Below are 18,181 nucleotides of genomic sequence, written 5' to 3'. Positions count from 1 at the left end.
GGCGCGCTCTAGCGGCGCTATTGATTACTGCGTTTGTGGAAGCGGAATTCCTCTACCGCGTCATCTTCATTCGGTCAATGGCGTGCAATGACCGTCCTAAATGCCGGCTTTCCTTCTCCGCCGCCGCCGTCACATAGCCCCGCGCGTACTGCACGTATGGCGCCGCGTCGGCCGCGTCGATCTGCGCCAGCAGCTCCTGCGCGACCGCAAGGTCGTTCAAGTGGCCGAGTTTCCCCTGCAAATCTTCCAGCGTGCGGAGATAAGACTTGATCTGTTTTGCCGGCAAAAGATCGCGGAAAAACTCGGCGGCGTAGCGCGTTTTCTTGGCAGCGATGCGGATGCGGTGACGCGACGGCGCATCGTTCTGATCCAGCGTGTCGATGCGCTTGTGCAGGCGGCGCTGCGCCTTGCGCAACAGGGGCGCCATGGCCTCGTGCGCGGGACGCGCCAGCGACGAACCTTTCGGCAGCTTTCCTTCGGCACGCCATAGCCGCGCATGGAACCATCCGTTCAGCTGGAGGATCAGTTCTGTATAGCGTGGCTCGCGGAGCTTGTCCAGCATGTCGCGGTGTAATTGCTGCGAGCGCTGGTGCGCGATCTCTCGCAAGCCCGACACATCCGCCCCCTGTATGCCCGCCAGGGTCGACCCCGCCAGCACGTCCCAGTCGCGGGTGGCGCCCAGTTCCCCGCCAGCCATTCCAGGCTGTCGCGTGTTTGCGCCGGCAACGGCGCCATCTCCTCGAACATATCCAGCAGGGCGCGCAGACGCCGCAAGCCCACGCGCATCTGGTGCAGGCTTTCCACGCTTTTCTTCAGCACGCCGGGGACGTTTGCCTCCATCTGCGCCAGACAGTTCAGGCCCATGCTTTGCAGCGCATCCTCCAGCGACATCTCCTTCGTCAGCCTCACCGCCGTGGCCTTGACCGGCTTGATCGGCTCGCTGTGGATCAGCGCATAGCCACGGGCCGCCTTGCTGTCGTTGGCGATCTCGAAGGGGATGTCGGCGTGCAGCGCCAGCGCCAGCTCGAACAGGCTGGCGGGATTGCCCCGTTTGAGTTCAAATTCAAGTTCGCCGATCGCCGCGTTGCGGCTGCCGACATGCAGGTCGCCCGCGTCCAGCGCGCACTCGACCTTGCGCCCGTCCGGCAGCACGATGCGCCAGCTGGTGCGGCGGGTGGTGTTGTTGAATATCGGCGAGAGGTGCTTGCCGATCTCCGGCGAGCGCAGCAGCTCGGCGATGCGGCTCTGCTTGATCTGTTTGGCCAGTGTGGCCGGTTCCGGCGCCGGCCCGTCAAGAACGGATTCCCATTCGCCACGCTGGTGCAAGCCGGTAGAACTTTGCGCGGCCGTCTTGACGGTCTGCGTCCAGCCACCTGCTTCGGCGCGCACGCGCAACGTCAATCCGTTTTGCCACAAATCCAAATTCGGGGTGTCGTAGTACACATCGTGCAATTCGTGTTCCACCGGCGCCGTCGCAGGCGAGCCGGTCAGCAAATGATGTTCACGCAGCCGTGCCAGATCCGGCTGCGCGATCTTGAGTTTGAGTTCGGTTTCCATTCGCATTCTCCTGGCTAATTTCTGAGGCTTAATTAGAACCTTTTTGCAACCCGACGGGAGTAGGACTAAGAGCAACTTCAGTGTAGGGTTCGACCGCATGGCTGAGCATGGTAACGGGCTGTCGGCGGCCACGCTGTCATGCCTGGGTAATTTTCCGTAGATAAACTTTGCTTGGTGTGACAAACCAGGAAAGTAGACGCAATGGCGGTGTGGCAGAGTGATTTGTATCTGATATCGGGGGTGGAACACCTGCCCGATATCACCCTGGATGGGTGGTTGCCACCGGTCCTGGACCGGAACTGGGTACTGCGGGCGCAGCAGATCGTGTCCGGCTACCTTGGGCCATCGTGGTCGGTCGCCAATGACTGGTTTGTTTTCGGGCCGGAAAACGGCAATCGCATCGACGTCATCTTCTCGAACGGGTCTACGGCGTCCATCGTAGCGCGCTTCGACAGAAGAAACGATAGCGTTCAGTTTCACGGACTGGTCTGCCGCTTGGCCGCCGAACTGGTCTGCCTGTTGTTTTCGCCGGACCTCAACGCCATCATCGAGCCCGATTACAAGGTGCTGCGCATGGCGTTGGCCGACATCCAGACGGACGTGACGCTGTAGAATCCCCTGACCTTGCGAGACCGCGACCGGCGATAGGCGATGCCGGCCGGTCAAATATCCTACAATCGCGTCTTGATCCTTTTTACACGAGTCGCGATTGAACCAACGTGCCGAACCTGGTAGACCGAACAAGGCGCCGCAGCACGACGTACTGCTGGCCGCCGCTTGCCAAATCGTCGGCGACGGCGGGCTGGCCGCGCTCACGCTGCGCAGCCTGGCGGGTGAACTGGACGTGTCGGTCACGGTGTTGACCCATCATTACGGCGCGCGCGCCGGCGTCATCGCCGCCATTTGCCAGGCCGCCGCGCAACAAGACGCGCGCGTGCTCGACGGCTGGCGCGCCATGCTGGATCAGCCGGCCCCGTTGCCGATGCCGCTTGCCGCCGACCTGGCCGAAGCGATCCTGGAGGAGCAGGCCAGCGGCCAGCGCGGGCTGACGGTGTTATTCCTTGAAATGCTGCACGCCTGTACCTGGGATGCGTCGCTGCGACCGGTGATGGCCGACTGGGTCGGCATCCGCCGCGACTTCTGGCGAGGCTTCGGCGAGCGGGCGCACGTGGCGCCGGCGTTGATCGCCTGCGGCTGGTGGCACGGTTATGTGATCGCCGAACAGGCCTATGGCGTGGTGCTCGATGGGGTGGGGCCTTATCGCATGCTGCGCCGTTTGTGCTTGCAGCGGGCCCTGGCCGGTGGCGCCGCCGCCGCTCCCGACGCGGCGGATGCCCGCCTGTTCGCGGCGGTGGCGCAACGGATGGCATTGCCGCCCGTGGGGCAGCCGGCCGGTGCGAGCTCGGCGCGCGTGCCGGCGTGGTCCGTCGCGGCGGCGCGGGTGTGCGGCATCCGGCTGGCGGCGCAGGGCGTCGGCGGCCTGACCCATCGCGCCATCGCGGCCGAAGTCGGTATCCCGTCCAGCACGCTGAGTTACCGTTATCCCGCCCAGCGCGATCTGGTGCTGGCCGGGCTGGAGTCGATCGTCGCCCATATCTCGGCCGCCGTCGATGCGGACGACCTCGACAAGTTACAGCGCTTGCGCACCGAGGGCGACGGTGAAAAACTCGACCTGGCCCGCGCCAGCGTCGCCGTCGCCATCGCTGCCACGCGCATGCCCGAGCTGGCCGGATGCGTGGCCGACATGCGCGCCCGCCGTGGCGCCAACCTGGTGAAAGTGTTCGGCAAGTATTTGCCGCAGGCGCGCGGCATCGACGGGCTGGCGGCGCAGGTGGTGTCCATGGGGCTGACCGGGCTGACCATCACCGAGCCGCCCGGCGAGGCGTCCGATAAGTCGGTCGCCTCGGCGTTCGCGGCGGCCGGCAGGTGGCTCGCCACTTATTCCGGATAGGCCCACAGATCGACCGGCCCGCCCGCGCCCGAGGTGATCAGGCGAAACGCGGCGGGCGCATAGTCGTCGTCGGCGACCAGCAACCCCTCCGATTGCGCGGCAAGGTCGCCGCAGCCGCTGGCGGCCAGCGACAGCTTGAGGGCGTTCGGCAGGCTCGATGCCGCCAGCTTGCCCGACAGTTTGCAAGGGCTGGCGCCGGCCGTGATCTCTCCGCCGGTGCCGATCGAAAAGAGCGCCGCGCCGCCGTTGTCCAGCCGCACGGCGTAACTGCCGGCCAGTGGCGCGGTGGCGAGCGCCTTGGCGGGAATGGCGCTGCTGTGGAGCAGGTCGAGCGCGGTGTCCGCCTTGGCCTCTGGCGAACGCAGCCAGGCGCCATTGGCGTCGCGGCGGTAGGTGGCGCTGGCCCGCTGGGCGCTGTTGTTGAGCACAAGCAGGCGGCTGCCATCGGCCGCCGCATAGTATTTGCCAGCGGTGGGATCGGCGGCGTCTCCGGCGCTGACGGCGTAGGCGCCGGGGCCCAATTCGGTCACTTTGACGAGGGGGATGGGCGGCGCGGTTGCGTCATCATGGTTGCCGCCGCAGGCAGCCAGCAGCGACACCAATACGAGCGGGGCGCCGGTACGTGAGAGGAAACGCGATGTCATGGCGCGGCTCATTGGGCAAACAGGTCGCGCAGGCGCAGGCGCAGCCATTGCTGGCCGGCGGGGCGCTGTTCATAGCCGACCTGGAACGCGGTCACGGCCACCTTGGTCCGGTACAGCAACGCTTCATCCTCGGCCTGTTCGGCAGTCGGCGATCCCGGCGCCGTGCCGCTCAGCCCCCATGGCGCGGCGCTGCTGAACTTCAGGCGATAGCTGTCGTAGGTGCCCTGGCGCGAGAAAGCCCAGCCGGTGTTGGCGGCCGGAGTGTCCGGGAAATTCACGTTCAACGCCAGGCCGCCCGGCAGCAGCGGGGACGTGCCCGCCTTCGATTGCAGCGCTGCGATCAGTTTGACGGTCAGTTGCGCCACCACGCGCGACTTTGGATTGGCCAGGCCGCTGTTGTCGGCGCTGTCGGCGCTGGCGCTCAGGGCGATGGCGGGAATGCCGCGCCCTGCGGCGAACTGCACGTTGCCGATGGTGCCGGAGTTGATCGCCAGCTTGCCGACGTTTTGTCCCTCATTGGGCCCGGACAAGACCAGGTCCGGCGCCTTGCCCCAGCGCGCCGTGGCCAGCACATCGAGGCCGTACATCGTGGCCATGACCGGCGTGCCGTGCACATAGTTGTAATCGCCTCCCGTGTAGCCGCTCTTGCTGAACGCGCCCACCGCCGGTGCGCCGACCGGCGCCGCGCCGTTGTGGCAGCCGCCCTCGGCTTCGATCTGGGTCTTGTCGTTGTCGGCCACAATGGTCGTGGTGCTGTACATGACGATGGCGGCGCTGCGCCCGCTCTGGCCCGTGCAGGGCACCGAGACGATGACGGAATGGCCGGCGGCCTTGAGCTCGTCGTACAGGGCCTTGACGTTGCTGGTCAGGCCGTCGTCGTTGGCAACCAGGATGTTCAGTGCCAACGCCGGGCTGGCACAGACGGCCAGACCGACGGCGGCCATCACACGGTGATTCATGTTCTACCTCTTGTGCTGGGGATGGAAGCACGAATCATATTCAAAGTTTGTGACATCATTATGACGATCGTGCGGATGTCATCGCTGAATAAATGCCAGCTATGCGAAATAAAAATACAGATGTGCGAGACACGCTGACTCCTGAATCATTTCTGCACCTCATACTGGAATCGAAAAACGGGCCGTTGCTCGTCTAAGGACAGGCGGGTGCTTGCGTACAGGCCGTCGTTATAACGTTGGCCGGAGTTGCGCGCCGATTGCAGCAGGTTGGCCACTGTCAGCCGCAAGCGGCCACCGGCGGCCGGCCAGGTCGCGTAGGCTTCCAGCTCGCGGACGACGCCGGTTTCCTGGACCAGGGATTGGGCCGTTCGCGCCCGCCAGCCGCCGACAAAGCGGAGGTTCGCGCCGGCGCCGCGCCCCTGCGGCATGCGCCAGTCCATGCCCAGGTTGGCGGTCAGCGGCGCCTGGTTGCCAAGCCGATTGTCGGGGCTGGCCACACCTCCGACGCGCGACCAGTTGCGGCTGAGATTGGTCCGCAACTCGACCGCGGTGCCGCCGGCCGACGCCAGCTTGAGTGGGACGCGTGCGTCAATCTCCACGCCGCGCGCATCGGCGACGCCGCCATTGGCCGGGCTGCTGACCCAAACGCCGTTTTCCTGCCAAAGCCTGAGCTGGACCACGTCCCGTATGCGCCGCACATACGCCGAGACACTGACCATCGCGTCACGTGCAAAATACGATTCCAGCGCGGCGTCCAGGCCCCAGGCCAGCTCCGGGCGCAGCGACGGATTGCCCTGGTAGTCCGGCTGCGTCGGTCCGTTGTCGTTGTTGATCGTATAGCGGCGCGGCACCAGATCGCGTGGCTGCGGCGCCTTGTAGGTGCGCGCGAGCGCGAGGCGCAGCTGGTCGCGCGCGCTGTCGGGAAGCTTCCAGACCACTTGGGCCACCGGACTCCAGACGCGCGAGGCTGTCGCGGCCTTGCCCGTCCCCCAGGTGCGCGTTTCCAGTCCTTCCCAACGCAAGCCAAGATACGCTTGCAGGCGCGGCGTGACGCTCCACTCGTCCTGGGCGAACAGCGCCACTTGCTCGACGCTGGCGTTGTAGTCTTGATCCAGGGTGTACGAGGGCGCGGCGTCCGGCTGCCGCGGGTTGGTGTCGCGCTGGTGGCGGCTTTCTTCGCGTCGCACCTGGGACGCGTCCCAGCCGATCGCGACGTCATGGCCGGCGGCCAGGGGTGTCAGGTATTTTCCGCTGGTGTTGGCGCGGCGCTGGTAGGCGCGCGACAGGACGGCGCGATTCAGCCAGGGCGTGCCGCCCGCGTCGATGCCGTGGAAAAGGTAGTCGCCGTCCCGATTGCTGGCCTCCACGCCCGCCTTGAGCGTGAGACTGCCGGCATCGAAGCGCTGCATCCAAGCCAGGTCCGACTTCACCAGCCAGTTTTTAGACAGCGATCGCCAGTTGGAGTCGGGCGACGCGGTGGGGGATCCCTGCAGCGTGTCCTCCGACTGCGCGCCGCGCGCATCGATATGGGACAGATCGACCAGTCCTTGCCATGTCAACGTGTTGCCGCCGTCGAGCTTGACGTCGGCGCGTGGGGCGGCGCTGAGGCGACGGGTGCGGGTGTAACCCTCATCCTCCAGGCGGCGCACGGCGGTGACGCCGGCATCGCTGGTTTGTTCGCCGGTGGCGATGCGGTCGCGCCGCCGCGTCTCGCTGGCGGTTGTGGTCAGGCCGTAGCCGACCGCGCCGCTGCGTGCGATCCATTGGGCGGTCGCGGTCGGGCTGGTTTCGCCGGCCTGCCGCTCGGCGCTGATTTTTGCCGTGCTCCGCGCGGCACCCGCCGCCTTGCGCAATACGATGTTGAGCGAGCCGGCGACCGATTGCGCGCTGGCATCGACTTGCGCGCTGCGCTGGATTTCGACGCGCTCGATCAGCTCCGGCGACAAGGTGGTGATGTCAAAGTTGGCGGGCGCGGGCTGGCCGTCGATGAGGATTTGGGTGTAGCCGGCGCCGAGGCCGCGCATGCGTATCTCGCCGCCGACGACGCTCAGGCCGGGCTGCCGCTTCAGCGCGTCCGCCAATGTCGTCTCGCTATAGCGCTGCAGGTCGTCGCGGCCGATCACGATGCGGCCGACGGCGTCGTCACGCCGCAGTTGACTGCTCCCCGGCCCGCGCACCTCGACTTGCTGCAACGGGGCTGTGTCGTCGCTGGCCGCGGCGGCGAGACTCAAGGCAAGCAGCGGGATTGGTCGCAATATGGAAAGGCGCATGATGAAGGTAGACCGAAAGTTGGAAAGCGGCCAGCGTAGCCCAAGGCCAGCCGCAGCCACAGCTGGGTGTGACGAGTGCCTGTATCTGCGGGACGAGCGGGCCAGGAGCGGGTGGGGGCGGCTGCTATACTTTGCCAACCAGATCAACAATATTCGCTGCCCATGTCCGCTAATTTGCGTGCCTTTTTGATTAACTTCGGCCTCTGGACGCTGCTATGCGCGGTAGCGGGAATCAGCACCTACGGCGATGCGGCGCATCATCTCGACGCCCGCAGCTATTGGATGATGACATTGGGCTGGTGGTGCGGCTACGCGGTGATGATGGTGCAAAGCTATGTGCTCTACCTGGTTTATCAGCGCCATCCCGACTGGCTGGCCACGCGCCGGCGCATCGTGCGCGGTTACCTGTTGTACCTGTCGCTGTGTTGGCCGGTCGCGATGCTCGGCCTTGCCTATCGGCGCTGCTTCAAGGTTGACTTGGTCCCGAATCTTTCAAACGCCTGGCGCTACTGGCTCTCGATGGGGAAATTCGAATGGTTCGTGGTGTTCGTGTTGCTGACCCTGGCGTTTGGCGTGGTGGTGGCGGGCTTGCTGTGGCAGCAGCGGCAGCAGCAGACACGCGAACTGGCCGACATGCGATTGGCGCTTGAGCGGCAACGCCTGGCGGCGTTGCGCGGACAGCTGGAGCCGCACTTCGTCTTCAACACGCTCAGCGCGATCGGCGCCATGGTGCGCACCGATGACAAGCCCGTGGCGCTGGAAGGGCTGTCGCGCTTCGGCGACTTGCTGCAATATGCCTTGTCAAGCAGTGAGCGCGACTGGGTCAGCGTGGCACAAGAGCTGCAATTCGTGCGGGATTATCTGGACCTGCAACACCTGCGTTTCGGGCCGCGTTTGCGCGTCATCATCGAAGGCGCCGACTTGCTGGACGAGGAGGTGGAGTGTCCGCCGATGCTGCTGCAGCCATTGGTCGAAAACGCGCTGCGGCATGATCTGGAATGTCACGCAGACAGCAGCGATATCAGTGTGACGTTTGCGCGGCAGGGCATGTTCCTGCTGGTCCGGGTGAGCAACCCGATCTTCCCGCAGGCGGCGCCGGCGGCGGGGCTGGGGATCGGCCTGCGGGGAATCCGGGCCCGCCTGGCGCTTGCCTACGGCGGCCAGGCGTCGCTGGAGATCGCGCGGGTCGATGGCCGCTTCGTGGCCGGACTGCGGCTGCCATGGCAAGTGGCGGATTGACGATGGCTTTTACAGTACTGATCGTCGACGACGAGGCGCACGCGCGCACCAATTTGAGGCTGGCGCTGGCGCCGCTCGGCGATTGGACGGTGGCAGCCGAATGTCCCGGCGCGGCCGCCGCGCGCAGCTTCCTGCAATCGAATGACGTGGACCTGATTCTGCTCGATGTCCAGATGCCGCAGGAGTCCGGGCTGGAGATGGCCCGTTCCCTGAGCCAGCTGGAGCAACCACCGCTCATCGTATTCGCCACCGCGCACCGGGGACACGCGCTCGACGCCTTTGACGCCCATGCGCTGGACTACATCGTCAAGCCCGTCGACGAGCGGCGCCTGCACCAGGCCATGGCCCGCGCCCAGGTGTTGCTGGAGCAGCGCGCCCTCTACACAAAGGCTTTGCGCCAATTCACCGACCCTGCTCCCGGGTTCTGGCGTGAACTGATCGTCAGGTCGGTGGGGCGGATGGATAAAGTCGCGTTGGAGGATGTGTTGTGGATCGAGACGGCTGGCAATTACGTCGAACTGCATCTGGCGCAGCGCACCCTGTTGCATCGGACGACGCTGACGGAACTGTTGCAATACCTGGACCCGGAAGAATTCCTGCGCGTTCATCGCCGCTTACTGGTCAGGCGTGACAAGGTGCTGGGACTGCGTCAGGTGCCGGAGGGCGGCTACGTCGTCGCGCTCCGCGGTGGCCAGTCGCTGCCGGTCAGTGAGCGCTATTGGGCGACCGTCAAGTCCGCGCTGGAAGGCGGGATAGCCAAGCTGCCGTGATATTCTTGCGCGAATCAATTTTTTTAAATGTCGATCATGAATTTGCGAATGAATGGTTTGTTGCGTCGTCTGACCGTATTTTGGCTCGCGGGCGCGGCGGCATCCGCGCACGCGGCCAACCCAGTCGTTCCCGGCTGGTACGCCGATCCGGAGATTCGTATTTTCAATGGGAAATACTGGATTTACCCGACCTACTCGGACGACCAGGGCGCGCCGGACAGGTCGAAGGCCTTCACGCCCGCGCAGCAACGCATGCGGGCGCAGTCGGCGCTGATCTGGGAGCCCTTCCTCAAGAGCACCTTCTTCAATGCCTTCTCGTCGCCGGATCTGGTGCACTGGACCAAGCATCCGCATGCGCTCGATGTAGAGAACGTGTCGTGGGCCGCCTATGCGGTGTGGGCGCCGTCGGCGATCGAGCACAAGGGAAAGTACTATCTGTTCTTCGGCGCCAATGACATCAAAACCGACACGCAGCTCGGCGGCATCGGCGTGGCCGTCGGCGACCGGCCGGAGGGACCGTTCAAGGACGCGCTGGGGCGGCCCCTGATCGGGAAAATCCACAACGGCGCCCAGCCCATCGACCAGATGGTGTTCAAGGACGACGACGGCCAGGTCTATATGTATTACGGCGGCTGGAAGCACGCCAACGTGGTCAAGCTGGCGCCGGATCTGCTCAGCGTGGTCCCGTTCGCCGACGGCACGACGTTCAAGGAAATCACGCCGGACCCGGAATACGTCGAAGGCTCGTTCATGGCCAAGCGCAAGGGCGTGTACTACTTCATGTGGTCGGAGGGGGAGTGGACCGGGCCGGGGTACAGCGTCGCCTATGCGATGAGCAACTCGCCGTTGGGACCGTTCAAGCGTATCGGTAAAATCCTGCGACAGGACGAGCGCGTCGCCCGTGGCGCGGGCCATCATTCGGTGGTCAATGTTCCGGGAACCGACGAGTGGTACATCGCCTACCACCGCCGTCCATTGACGGAGGTCGACGGCAATCATCGCGAACTGGCGATCGAGCAGATGGTCTTCAACGACGACGGCACGATCCGGCCGGTCGTCATGACGACCGAGGGCGTGGCGCCAAGGCCTCCGTCGCGTTGAATGGGACGCACCGAAGCTGGCAAAATGCGCGTATTTGATCCGGGTTCGTCCAAACTATGACATCATGCTGGCCCCTGTGCACCAGACTCATATTCCATGCCTACCGCTCCGACCAACGCCGTGCCTCACACTCCACCGCATCCCGTGCCTGATGTCAGGTTCCAGGCGCTGTTCGAACAGGCGCCCGTCAGCATCCAGCTCTTGTCGCCGGACGGCCGCACGATTCGGGTGAACAAGGCGTGGGAGAACTTGTGGCAGATTTACGAGGGCTCGCCACTGAAGGCGTTCGTCTTCAGCGCCGAGTACAACGTGCTGCGCGATCCGCAATTGGTCAAGACCGGCATCTCGCTGCTGCTCCAGCGAGCATTTGACGGCGAATCGGTCGAAATCCCATCGGCCCTCTACGACGTCACCGCGCTCGGCGGTAGCGGACCGGCGCGCTGGGTGACGGCGCGGGCGCATCCGATCAAGGACGGCGCGGGCAAGGTGCTGGAAGTGATGCTGATACATGAGGACATCACCGAACGGGTGCACAACGAAACCGCGCTGCGCATCCGTGAAGAGCGCTTCCGGTCGCTGGTGATGGCGACGTCGCAGATTGTCTGGTCCAACACGCCGGACGGCCGCGTGCTGGAAGACTCGCCGTCCTGGCGCGCGTTCACCGGCCAGACTTACGACGAATGGAAGGAGTTCGGCTGGCTCGACGCCTTGCATCCGGACGACCGCGCGCCGACCGAGACGCTGTGGCTGGCCTGCGTGGCGTCGCGGTCCGTGTTCGAGACCAAATACCGCATCCGTTGCCCGGACGGCGCCTACCGTTGGACCGCCGTCAAGGGCGTGCCGATCGTCACCGCCGACGGCACGATCCGCGAATGGATCGGTGCCAACACGGACATCCATGACATGGTCATGGCCGAAATCGAACTGGCCCAGCGCCTGGAGTACGAAAAGCGCACCAGCGCGCTGCTGGCGAAGGTGGCGCAAGCGGCGCGTACCTTGCACACGGTGTTGTCGAGCGACGAAATCGCCAAGGCGCTGGTGGCCGAGGCGCGCGGCATCCTGCAGGCGCACCAGGCGGTGGTCTCCCTGACCGAGAACGGCAGCTGGTCGCAGGCGATCAACGCGGTGTCCTTGTCCGAAAAGTATGCCCACTTCGGCGACTACGCGGTCAAGACCGACGGTTCCGGCATTTACGCCCAGGTGTGCCGCGACAACCGGGTCATGCGGCTGACGCAGCAGGAACTGGAGGCGCACCCGGCCTGGAGGGGCTTTGGAAGCCAGGCCCATGCGCATCCGCCGATGCGCGGCTGGCTGGCCGTGCCGCTGATCGACCGCAAGGGCAACAATATCGGGCTGATCCAGGTTTCGGACAAGTTCGAGGGCGATTTCACCCAGGAGGACGAGGCCATTCTCGTGCAGCTCGCCTCGATCGCCGCCACCGGCTTCGAGAACGCGCGCCTCTATGGTTCGCTGCGCGAGCAGGACCGCCGCAAGGATGAATTCCTGGCGATGCTGGCGCACGAGTTGCGCAATCCGCTCGCGCCTATCATGTCGGCCGCCCAGCTGCTGCAGTTCAAGGCGGGCGACGAGCAGCAGGTGCGCCGGTCGAGCGACATCAGCCGCCGCCAGGCGCGTCACATGACGTCGCTGGTGGACGACCTGCTCGACGTCTCGCGCGTCACTCACGGCCTGATCCAGCTCGATAAGGCGGTGCTCGATCCGATGGCGATCGTGGCCGGCGCCGTCGAGCAGTCGCAGCCGCTTGTTGCCGCGAAAAAGCATGTACTGGTCGTCGAGGGCGATGCAGGCGGCGCGGCCATCATCGGCGATCAGGTCCGCTTGACGCAGGTCCTGGTCAACCTGTTGAACAACGCTGCGAAATATACACCGGCCGGCGGCCGGATCGCGCTGACGGTATCGTCGCGGGATTCCGAGGTGTCGATCAGTGTGCGCGACAACGGCATCGGCATCGACGCGCGCCTGCTGCCGCAGGTGTTCGACCTGTTCACGCAGGCCGAGCGCTCGCCGGACCGCGCGCAAAGCGGTTTGGGCATCGGCCTGGCGCTGGCGCGCGAGATCGTCGTGCTGCACGGCGGGCAGGTGACGGCGGCGAGCGACGGCCCGGGGACCGGCAGCCGGTTTACCGTCACATTGCGCGCATCATCTGGCGGGCGCGACGATCCCCAGCTCGCGTAGAAAATCACGCATCGCCAAGTAGGCTTGCTGGTCCTGCGCGGGCGTGAAGCCGCCGTGGCCGCCGCCCTTGATCGTCAGCAGGCGGTTCTTCTGGCCGGCCTTGTCCATCGCCTGCCGCAGGCGCAGCGCGTGCGCATAGGGCACCAGCGGATCGGCGTCGCCGTGGATGGTCAGCACCGCCGGACCGTCCTTGCGCACATAGCTCAGCGGGGAGAGGCTGCGCGCCAGCTCCTTGCGGCCCTCCGTGGCGCCGAACCACGCCACCGCATACGAGCGCACGTTCGGCCCTTCCAGCATGTCAGCCACGTCGGTGATGCCGAACCAGTTGATCACCGCCGCCACTTTCGGCGCCGGGTTGACATACGGCCCGCTCCACGAGCCGTGCAACGCGCACTGGTTGGTGAGAGGCGAATCGGACGGGATCATCGCGGTCGCCAGCGCCAGGTGTCCGCCCGCCGAGCCGCCCGTCGCCACCACCTTGGACAGGTCGAAGTTGTACTCCTTGGCGTTGCGGCCGACCCATTGCAGCGCGCACAGCGTGTCTTCCACGGCGGCCGGCGCCAGCGCGGTTTTGCCAAGCCGGTATTCGACATTGACCACCGCGAAGCCCATCTGCATATAAGGCAGTAGCTTCAGCAAGCTCCCTTCACGCGAGCCCGCCACCCAGCCGCCGCCGTGGAAGTTGATCACCACCGGGACGGCCGATGTGGCCGGCGAAGGCTGATAAACGTCGAGCTTGAGGTCGCGTCCGCTGGCGGTCAGGTAGGTCACGTTCGCCTTCACGTTATAGCCGTTGCCGATCTGGACGGCGGCAGCGAAGCCGTCGTCGGCGGCGCTTTGCGCCAGGGTTGGCGCCGGCGGCAGCAGGCACAGGGTGGAGCACAGCAGTATTAGCGGAAGTCTCATCGTTCGGTCTCATCCTGGTTGAATTGGCAGACGCTCAGACTATCACGCGCAGCAGGGCGGAGCCGTGCGGAACCAGTTTCTGGCGGATGACGCCGCGCGCGGGTGGCAGATCCTGGCGCGTCCACAGGTCGCGCAGCTTGACCGTCCTGTCGCCCAGGTTGAGGCGCGACAGGTCGAATTCGATGTCCACCGGTTTGTCCTCGGTGTTGAACAACGCCAGGTAGTGGGCCGCTTGGGCGCCGTCGGCCCGCGCGCTCCAGATGCGCGTGCCCGGATCGGCGCGGTGCGGCCGGTTGTGGTGGCTCTTTTGATTGACCACGATCACTTCCGGATTGGTCAGCAGGGCCAGCGTGTTCGTGTCCAGGCGCCGCAGGTCGCCGCCCATGATCAGCGGCGAGCGGGCGATGGACCATAACGTCATCAGCGTCTGCTGCTCGTCCGGGGTGAACTTGGTGTCGCGCTCGCCCATCGCCAGGCGCCCGAGCGGCAGCATGTCGGCGTCCGGCCAGGCGTTTTCCGCCATCGTCGGGTTCCAGTTTTCCAGGCGCTGGAACTGCTCCTTGAGTAATTTCCACTCGTCCCAGAAATCGTCCGAGATGCGCCACAGCTGCGCGTAGTGCGGCACATGCCCGGCCCATTTGAGATCGGTTTCGCCGGGCGACAGGCTCAGCGTTATCGCCCGGCCCGACGCCTGGATGGCCTTGTGCGCCGCCTCGACCTCGCGCCAGTTCTTTTCATACGGACGCGACATGTCGTCCATCTTGACGAAGTCGACGCCCCACGACGCGTACAGCTTGAAAATCGAGTTGTAGTATTCCTGCGCGCCGGGCTTGGTCATGTCGACGCCGTACATGTCGCTGTTCCATCCGCAGGTGGAATTGGTGTCGGCGATGTCGCGCGCGCGCAGATTCGTGCCCAGGATCGGGGTGTTCATCCTTACCGCCTGGCGTGGAATGCCGCGCATGACGTGGATGCCGAATTTCATGCCCATGCGGTGGATTTGATCGGCAAGCGCTTTGAAGCCCTTCTCATTGGCGGCCGAGGGAAAACGGTTCGGCGCAGGATGCAGTCGCCCATGCGCATCCATCGTCAGCTCGGCGTCCTTGCGATAGTCGTAGCCGGTGGCGTTCGGCTCGTACCACTGGATGTCCACCGTGAATATGTCGTAGCCCGACGGCAGCAACTTCTGCGCCATGATGCGCGCGTTGTCCAGCGCCTGGGCCTCGGTGATGGTGGTGGCGAACGAATTCCAGCTATTCCAGCCCATCGGCGGCGTCGGCACCAGCGACTTCCGGCCGGCGGGTTGGTCGCTGGCGGCAAGCGCCGCGCCGGGCAGGGCTGTGGCCGCTGCGGCGGTGGCGGTGGCGAGGGAGGCGGTCAGAAGGTGGCGGCGCGGTAAGTTGATCATGGAATCCTGAGCGGGACGAGTCGGGGGGATATTTCGGTGCGGAATAGCATTGCACAACTCGCGATTCTTATCAATTGTGAATTTCGCCAAAACGGCAACCAAAAATGCGTCAGCCTGCATGCCGGCAAGCCGATGGCGCACAAGCTGCGCCTGCCTGCTAGGGAGAAGGCGTTTGCCGTTCAACGTCTCGATCAGTCGATACGTCAGCCCTTGTCCGGGGCGGCGTACACACGCCGGGGTGGCAACTGGATCGTCGCCAGAGCCGTGTAAAGGGGCGGGCTCAGCACGCGCGAGACGGTGCTGGCGATGACTGCGCACGCCATCAGGCTGAGCACCATGCCGTGGCCGTCGACCATTTCCATGACGATGATGAACGCGGTCAGTGGCGCCTGGGTCGCGGCGGCCAGGAAGCCGACCATGCCCAGCGCGATGACGGCCGGGGCGTTCGGATAACCGGTCAGCGCGGCGACGTCGTGCCCGAGCGCCGCACCGATCGACAACGACGGCGCGAAGATGCCGGCCGGTACACCCGACCAGGCCGTCAACCAGGTCGCGGTGAACTTGAACAGCGCGAACCCGGTCGGGACGTGGCCGTTATTGTCGAGTAAGGCGCGCGTGGCTTCGTTGCCGCTGCCATACGTGGCGCCGCCGGTGACGACGCCGATCAGCGCCACCGCCAGTCCGCAGCCGATGGCGAAGCGGATCGGAAAGCGCTGCCGCCAGCGGCTGGGCCGGTCGGGCGAGGTGCCGCGCAGCGATGCGAGCAGCAGGCGGGCGAACAGACCGCCGGCCAGCCCGGCGACCAGGGTCACCAGCAGTCCCGGCCCCAGCAGGGGCAGGCCGATCGGCCCCGGGTGGATAACGCCGAAATGCGTGCCGTTCCCATACACCGAGACGGCGATCAAGCCTGCCAGCACGATGCCAGAGACGATCAGACCGCTATTGCGTTGTTCTGGCGTGCGCGACAGTTCTTCGATGGCGAACATGACCCCGGCCAGCGGCGTGTTGAACGCCGCCGCGATGCCGGCCGCGCCGCCGGCCACCAGCAGGGAATGGGCGCTTACCCCGCTGCCGCGCGGCAACCAGCGTCGCGCGGCGAGCATCACGCCGGCCGCGATTTGCACCGACGGTCCCTCGCGTCCCAGCGACAGGCCGCCCAGCAGGCCGGCCGACGTCAGTCCGATCTTGGCGACGCTCAGACGCAGCGAGACAAGCAGGGGCCGCCTGCCGCCGGACACTTCCGGGTCGAGCGCGGCCATCACTTGCGGAATGCCGGAGCCGCCCGCGCCGCGCGCATAGCGCCGGGTGAGCCAGACGATGACGCCGCAGCAAAGCGGTGTCCACAGCAGCGGCAGCCACCACGCGGCGTTGGCCAGTTGCAGGAACAGGCCTAGCGCGCGCTCGGCCAGCCAGGTGAAGCCCACCACCACCAGACCGGCGACGGCGGCCGCGCCCACCACCACGGTGCGCACCATCCACACTTGTGGCGAAGCGAACTCGCGCCGGAAGGCGCTGCGCATGTCGTGGGGAGACTTGTCGGGCGGATGCATGGATGGGCTCGGGAGACGGAAACCTATTATATATGCGGGGGAAGGGCAGCCGTGCCCGGCAGGATATATGCACCGGACACCGGCCTTGTCCCGGCCCCTATTTGGATAACAACTCGCGCACCCGCTTGCGCATCTCACGCTCGCGTTTGTTCTCCGCGTCCCAGTCTTCGCGCAGCGCCCGCCACAGCGCCACGACCATCAGCACGATCACCACGGCGAACGGCAGCGCGAACAGGATGGTGGCCGTCTGCACCGCCTCAAGGCCGCCGGCCAGCAGCAGGCTGACGGCGATGCCGGCCACCAGCACGCCCCACAGCACCTTGACCTTGTTAGGCGGGTTGGGATTGCCATTGGTGCTCATCATTCCGAGCACGAGCACGGCGGAGTCGCCCGAGGTAATGAAAAACACCAACACCAGCATGGTCGCGACCACCGACATGATCAGGCCGAATGGCATGGCCGCGAACATGGCGAACAGCGCCGTCGCGACGTCCGCCTTGACCGCTGCCGACAGCGGCACGTGCTGCCAGATTTCCATGTGCAGCGCGGTGCCGCCGAACACCGAGAACCAGACGAACGCCGCCAGCGAAGGCGCGACCACGGTGCCGACGATAAACTCCCGGATCGTGCGGCCGCGCGAGACGCGGGCGATGAACAGGCCGACGAAAGGCGACCAGGAGATCCACCAGGCCCAGTAGAAAATCGTCCAGTTGCCCACCCATTCGCTGTCGCGGAACGGCGTTGACCTCAGGCTCATGCGCACGATATCGGTCAGGTAGCTGCCGAGGGTGTTGCTGAAGGTGTCGATGATGGCCACCGTCGGTCCCAGCACGAACACGGTGACGGCCAGCAGCACGGCCACGCCGATATTAAAGTTCGACAGATATTTGATGCCCTTTTCGACGCCCGTCACGGCCGACGTCATGAACACGGCGGCCGTTACCACGATGATGACGATCTGCCAGGTCTTGCTGACGTCGAGGCCGAAGACGGCGTTCATGCCGGTATTGATCTGCAGCGCGCCCACGCCCAGCGAGGCGGCCACGCCGAAGGCCGTCGCGACAATCGCAAGGCCGTTGAAGACGCCCGACAGCGACCGCACCCAGCGCCACGGCAGGCTGCCGGTTACGGTGCTGATCATGGGCAGGCCGCCGCGCCGGTACTGAAAGAAGGCGATCGCCAGCGCGACGATGCTGTAGACCGCCCACGGGTGTATGCCCCAGTGGAAGAAGACGTAGCGCATCGCCGCGTTGGCCGCCTCCGGCGTGCCGGCGGTGATGCCCGGTGGCGGTGTGACGTAATGGGAAACCGGTTCGGCCACGCCCCAGAACACCAGGCCGATGCCCATGCCGGCGGCGAACAGCATGGCGAACCAGCTGCCGACGCTGAATTCCGGCTCGTCGTCCTCGTTGCCGAGTTTAAGATTGCCGTAGCGGCTGAAGGCGACGTAGGCGGCGAAAAATACCAGGCCGAGGACGACCCACAAATACAGCCAGCCGAAGTTTTTGGTCAGTAGCGACAGCGCGGCGCCGAACACGGTGGCCATCGTCGCGGGAGAGAAAATTCCCCACAAAACGACGAGCATGATTAAACATGCGGGGAATATAATTTGCATTGGAACTCCTTAACT

General features: G+C 65.5%; 13 protein-coding genes and 1 pseudogene. 6 read left to right on the top strand and 8 right to left on the bottom strand.

Translation table 11 applies throughout. The features are described 5' to 3' along the window. Window positions 1–52: 52 nt before the first annotated feature. Window positions 53–1,557: pseudogene (locus tag AC0IYS_RS17615) on the bottom strand (CYTH and CHAD domain-containing protein). Between the two features lie 201 nt (window positions 1,558–1,758). On the opposite strand from AC0IYS_RS17615, the gene AC0IYS_RS17610 reads away from it, so the two are divergent. After that, window positions 1,759–2,169, top strand: a complete 411-nt coding sequence (locus AC0IYS_RS17610) for a hypothetical protein (protein ID WP_471706393.1) — start codon at window positions 1,759–1,761, stop codon at window positions 2,167–2,169. Between the two features lie 97 nt (window positions 2,170–2,266). Then, complete coding sequence (locus tag AC0IYS_RS17605; protein WP_471706392.1) at window positions 2,267–3,508, top strand: TetR/AcrR family transcriptional regulator; 1,242 nt, start codon at window positions 2,267–2,269, stop codon at window positions 3,506–3,508. On the opposite strand, the gene AC0IYS_RS17600 is transcribed toward AC0IYS_RS17605, so the two are convergent. The 3 genes from AC0IYS_RS17600 to AC0IYS_RS17590 all read right to left on the bottom strand — a co-directional run bounded on the left by AC0IYS_RS17600 (window position 3,496) and on the right by AC0IYS_RS17590 (window position 7,342). Continuing rightward, window positions 3,496–4,152, bottom strand: a complete 657-nt coding sequence (locus AC0IYS_RS17600) for a hypothetical protein (protein WP_471706391.1) — start codon at window positions 4,150–4,152, stop codon at window positions 3,496–3,498. The genes AC0IYS_RS17605 and AC0IYS_RS17600 overlap by 13 nt on opposite strands. A gap of 8 nt (window positions 4,153–4,160) precedes the next feature. Beyond that, window positions 4,161–5,111, bottom strand: coding sequence for a 5'/3'-nucleotidase SurE (locus AC0IYS_RS17595; RefSeq protein ID WP_471706390.1), 951 nt, complete (start codon window positions 5,109–5,111; stop codon window positions 4,161–4,163). A 146-nt stretch (window positions 5,112–5,257) separates the two neighbouring features. Next, the gene (locus tag AC0IYS_RS17590; protein ID WP_471706389.1) at window positions 5,258–7,342 is read right to left on the bottom strand and encodes a TonB-dependent receptor plug domain-containing protein; all 2,085 of its coding nucleotides are present in this window, start codon (window positions 7,340–7,342) and stop codon (window positions 5,258–5,260) included. A gap of 201 nt (window positions 7,343–7,543) precedes the next feature. Here AC0IYS_RS17590 and AC0IYS_RS17585 point away from each other — a divergent pair, with 201 nt between their 5' ends. The 4 genes from AC0IYS_RS17585 (at window position 7,544) to AC0IYS_RS17570 (ending at window position 12,687) form a co-directional block, all read left to right on the top strand. Beyond that, window positions 7,544–8,620, top strand: a complete 1,077-nt coding sequence (locus AC0IYS_RS17585) for a sensor histidine kinase (RefSeq protein ID WP_471706388.1) — start codon at window positions 7,544–7,546, stop codon at window positions 8,618–8,620. 2 nt (window positions 8,621–8,622) lie between these two features. Beyond that, a complete protein-coding gene (locus AC0IYS_RS17580; RefSeq protein ID WP_471706387.1) occupies window positions 8,623–9,390 on the top strand; it encodes a LytR/AlgR family response regulator transcription factor in 768 nt (255 codons plus the stop codon). Window positions 9,391–9,438: 48 nt separating this feature from the next. Continuing rightward, on the top strand, window positions 9,439–10,491 hold the full coding sequence (locus AC0IYS_RS17575; protein WP_471706386.1) for a glycoside hydrolase family 43 protein: 1,053 nt from the start codon (window positions 9,439–9,441) through the stop codon (window positions 10,489–10,491). Window positions 10,492–10,635: 144 nt separating this feature from the next. Then, window positions 10,636–12,687: a PAS domain-containing sensor histidine kinase gene (locus AC0IYS_RS17570; protein ID WP_471706385.1), complete on the top strand. Its 2,052-nt coding sequence runs from the start codon at window positions 10,636–10,638 to the stop codon at window positions 12,685–12,687. Here the strand turns inward: AC0IYS_RS17570 and AC0IYS_RS17565 are convergent. The 4 genes from AC0IYS_RS17565 to AC0IYS_RS17550 all read right to left on the bottom strand — a co-directional run bounded on the left by AC0IYS_RS17565 (window position 12,652) and on the right by AC0IYS_RS17550 (window position 18,166). Beyond that, window positions 12,652–13,593 (bottom strand): alpha/beta hydrolase fold domain-containing protein, encoded by a 942-nt coding sequence (locus AC0IYS_RS17565; protein ID WP_471706384.1) that lies wholly within the window; start codon window positions 13,591–13,593, stop codon window positions 12,652–12,654. The two genes, AC0IYS_RS17570 and AC0IYS_RS17565, sit on opposite strands and share 36 nt — an antisense overlap. A gap of 34 nt (window positions 13,594–13,627) precedes the next feature. After that, window positions 13,628–15,001 (bottom strand): glycoside hydrolase family 27 protein, encoded by a 1,374-nt coding sequence (locus AC0IYS_RS17560; RefSeq protein ID WP_471706383.1) that lies wholly within the window; start codon window positions 14,999–15,001, stop codon window positions 13,628–13,630. A 203-nt stretch (window positions 15,002–15,204) separates the two neighbouring features. Beyond that, the gene (locus AC0IYS_RS17555; RefSeq protein WP_471706382.1) at window positions 15,205–16,551 is read right to left on the bottom strand and encodes a chloride channel protein; all 1,347 of its coding nucleotides are present in this window, start codon (window positions 16,549–16,551) and stop codon (window positions 15,205–15,207) included. A 97-nt stretch (window positions 16,552–16,648) separates the two neighbouring features. After that, window positions 16,649–18,166, bottom strand: coding sequence for a BCCT family transporter (locus AC0IYS_RS17550; protein WP_471706381.1), 1,518 nt, complete (start codon window positions 18,164–18,166; stop codon window positions 16,649–16,651). Window positions 18,167–18,181: the final 15 nt, after the last annotated feature.

Source organism: Duganella sp. AC237 (assembly GCF_979254035.1).
This window is presented reverse-complemented; position numbering and strand designations above follow the sequence as displayed.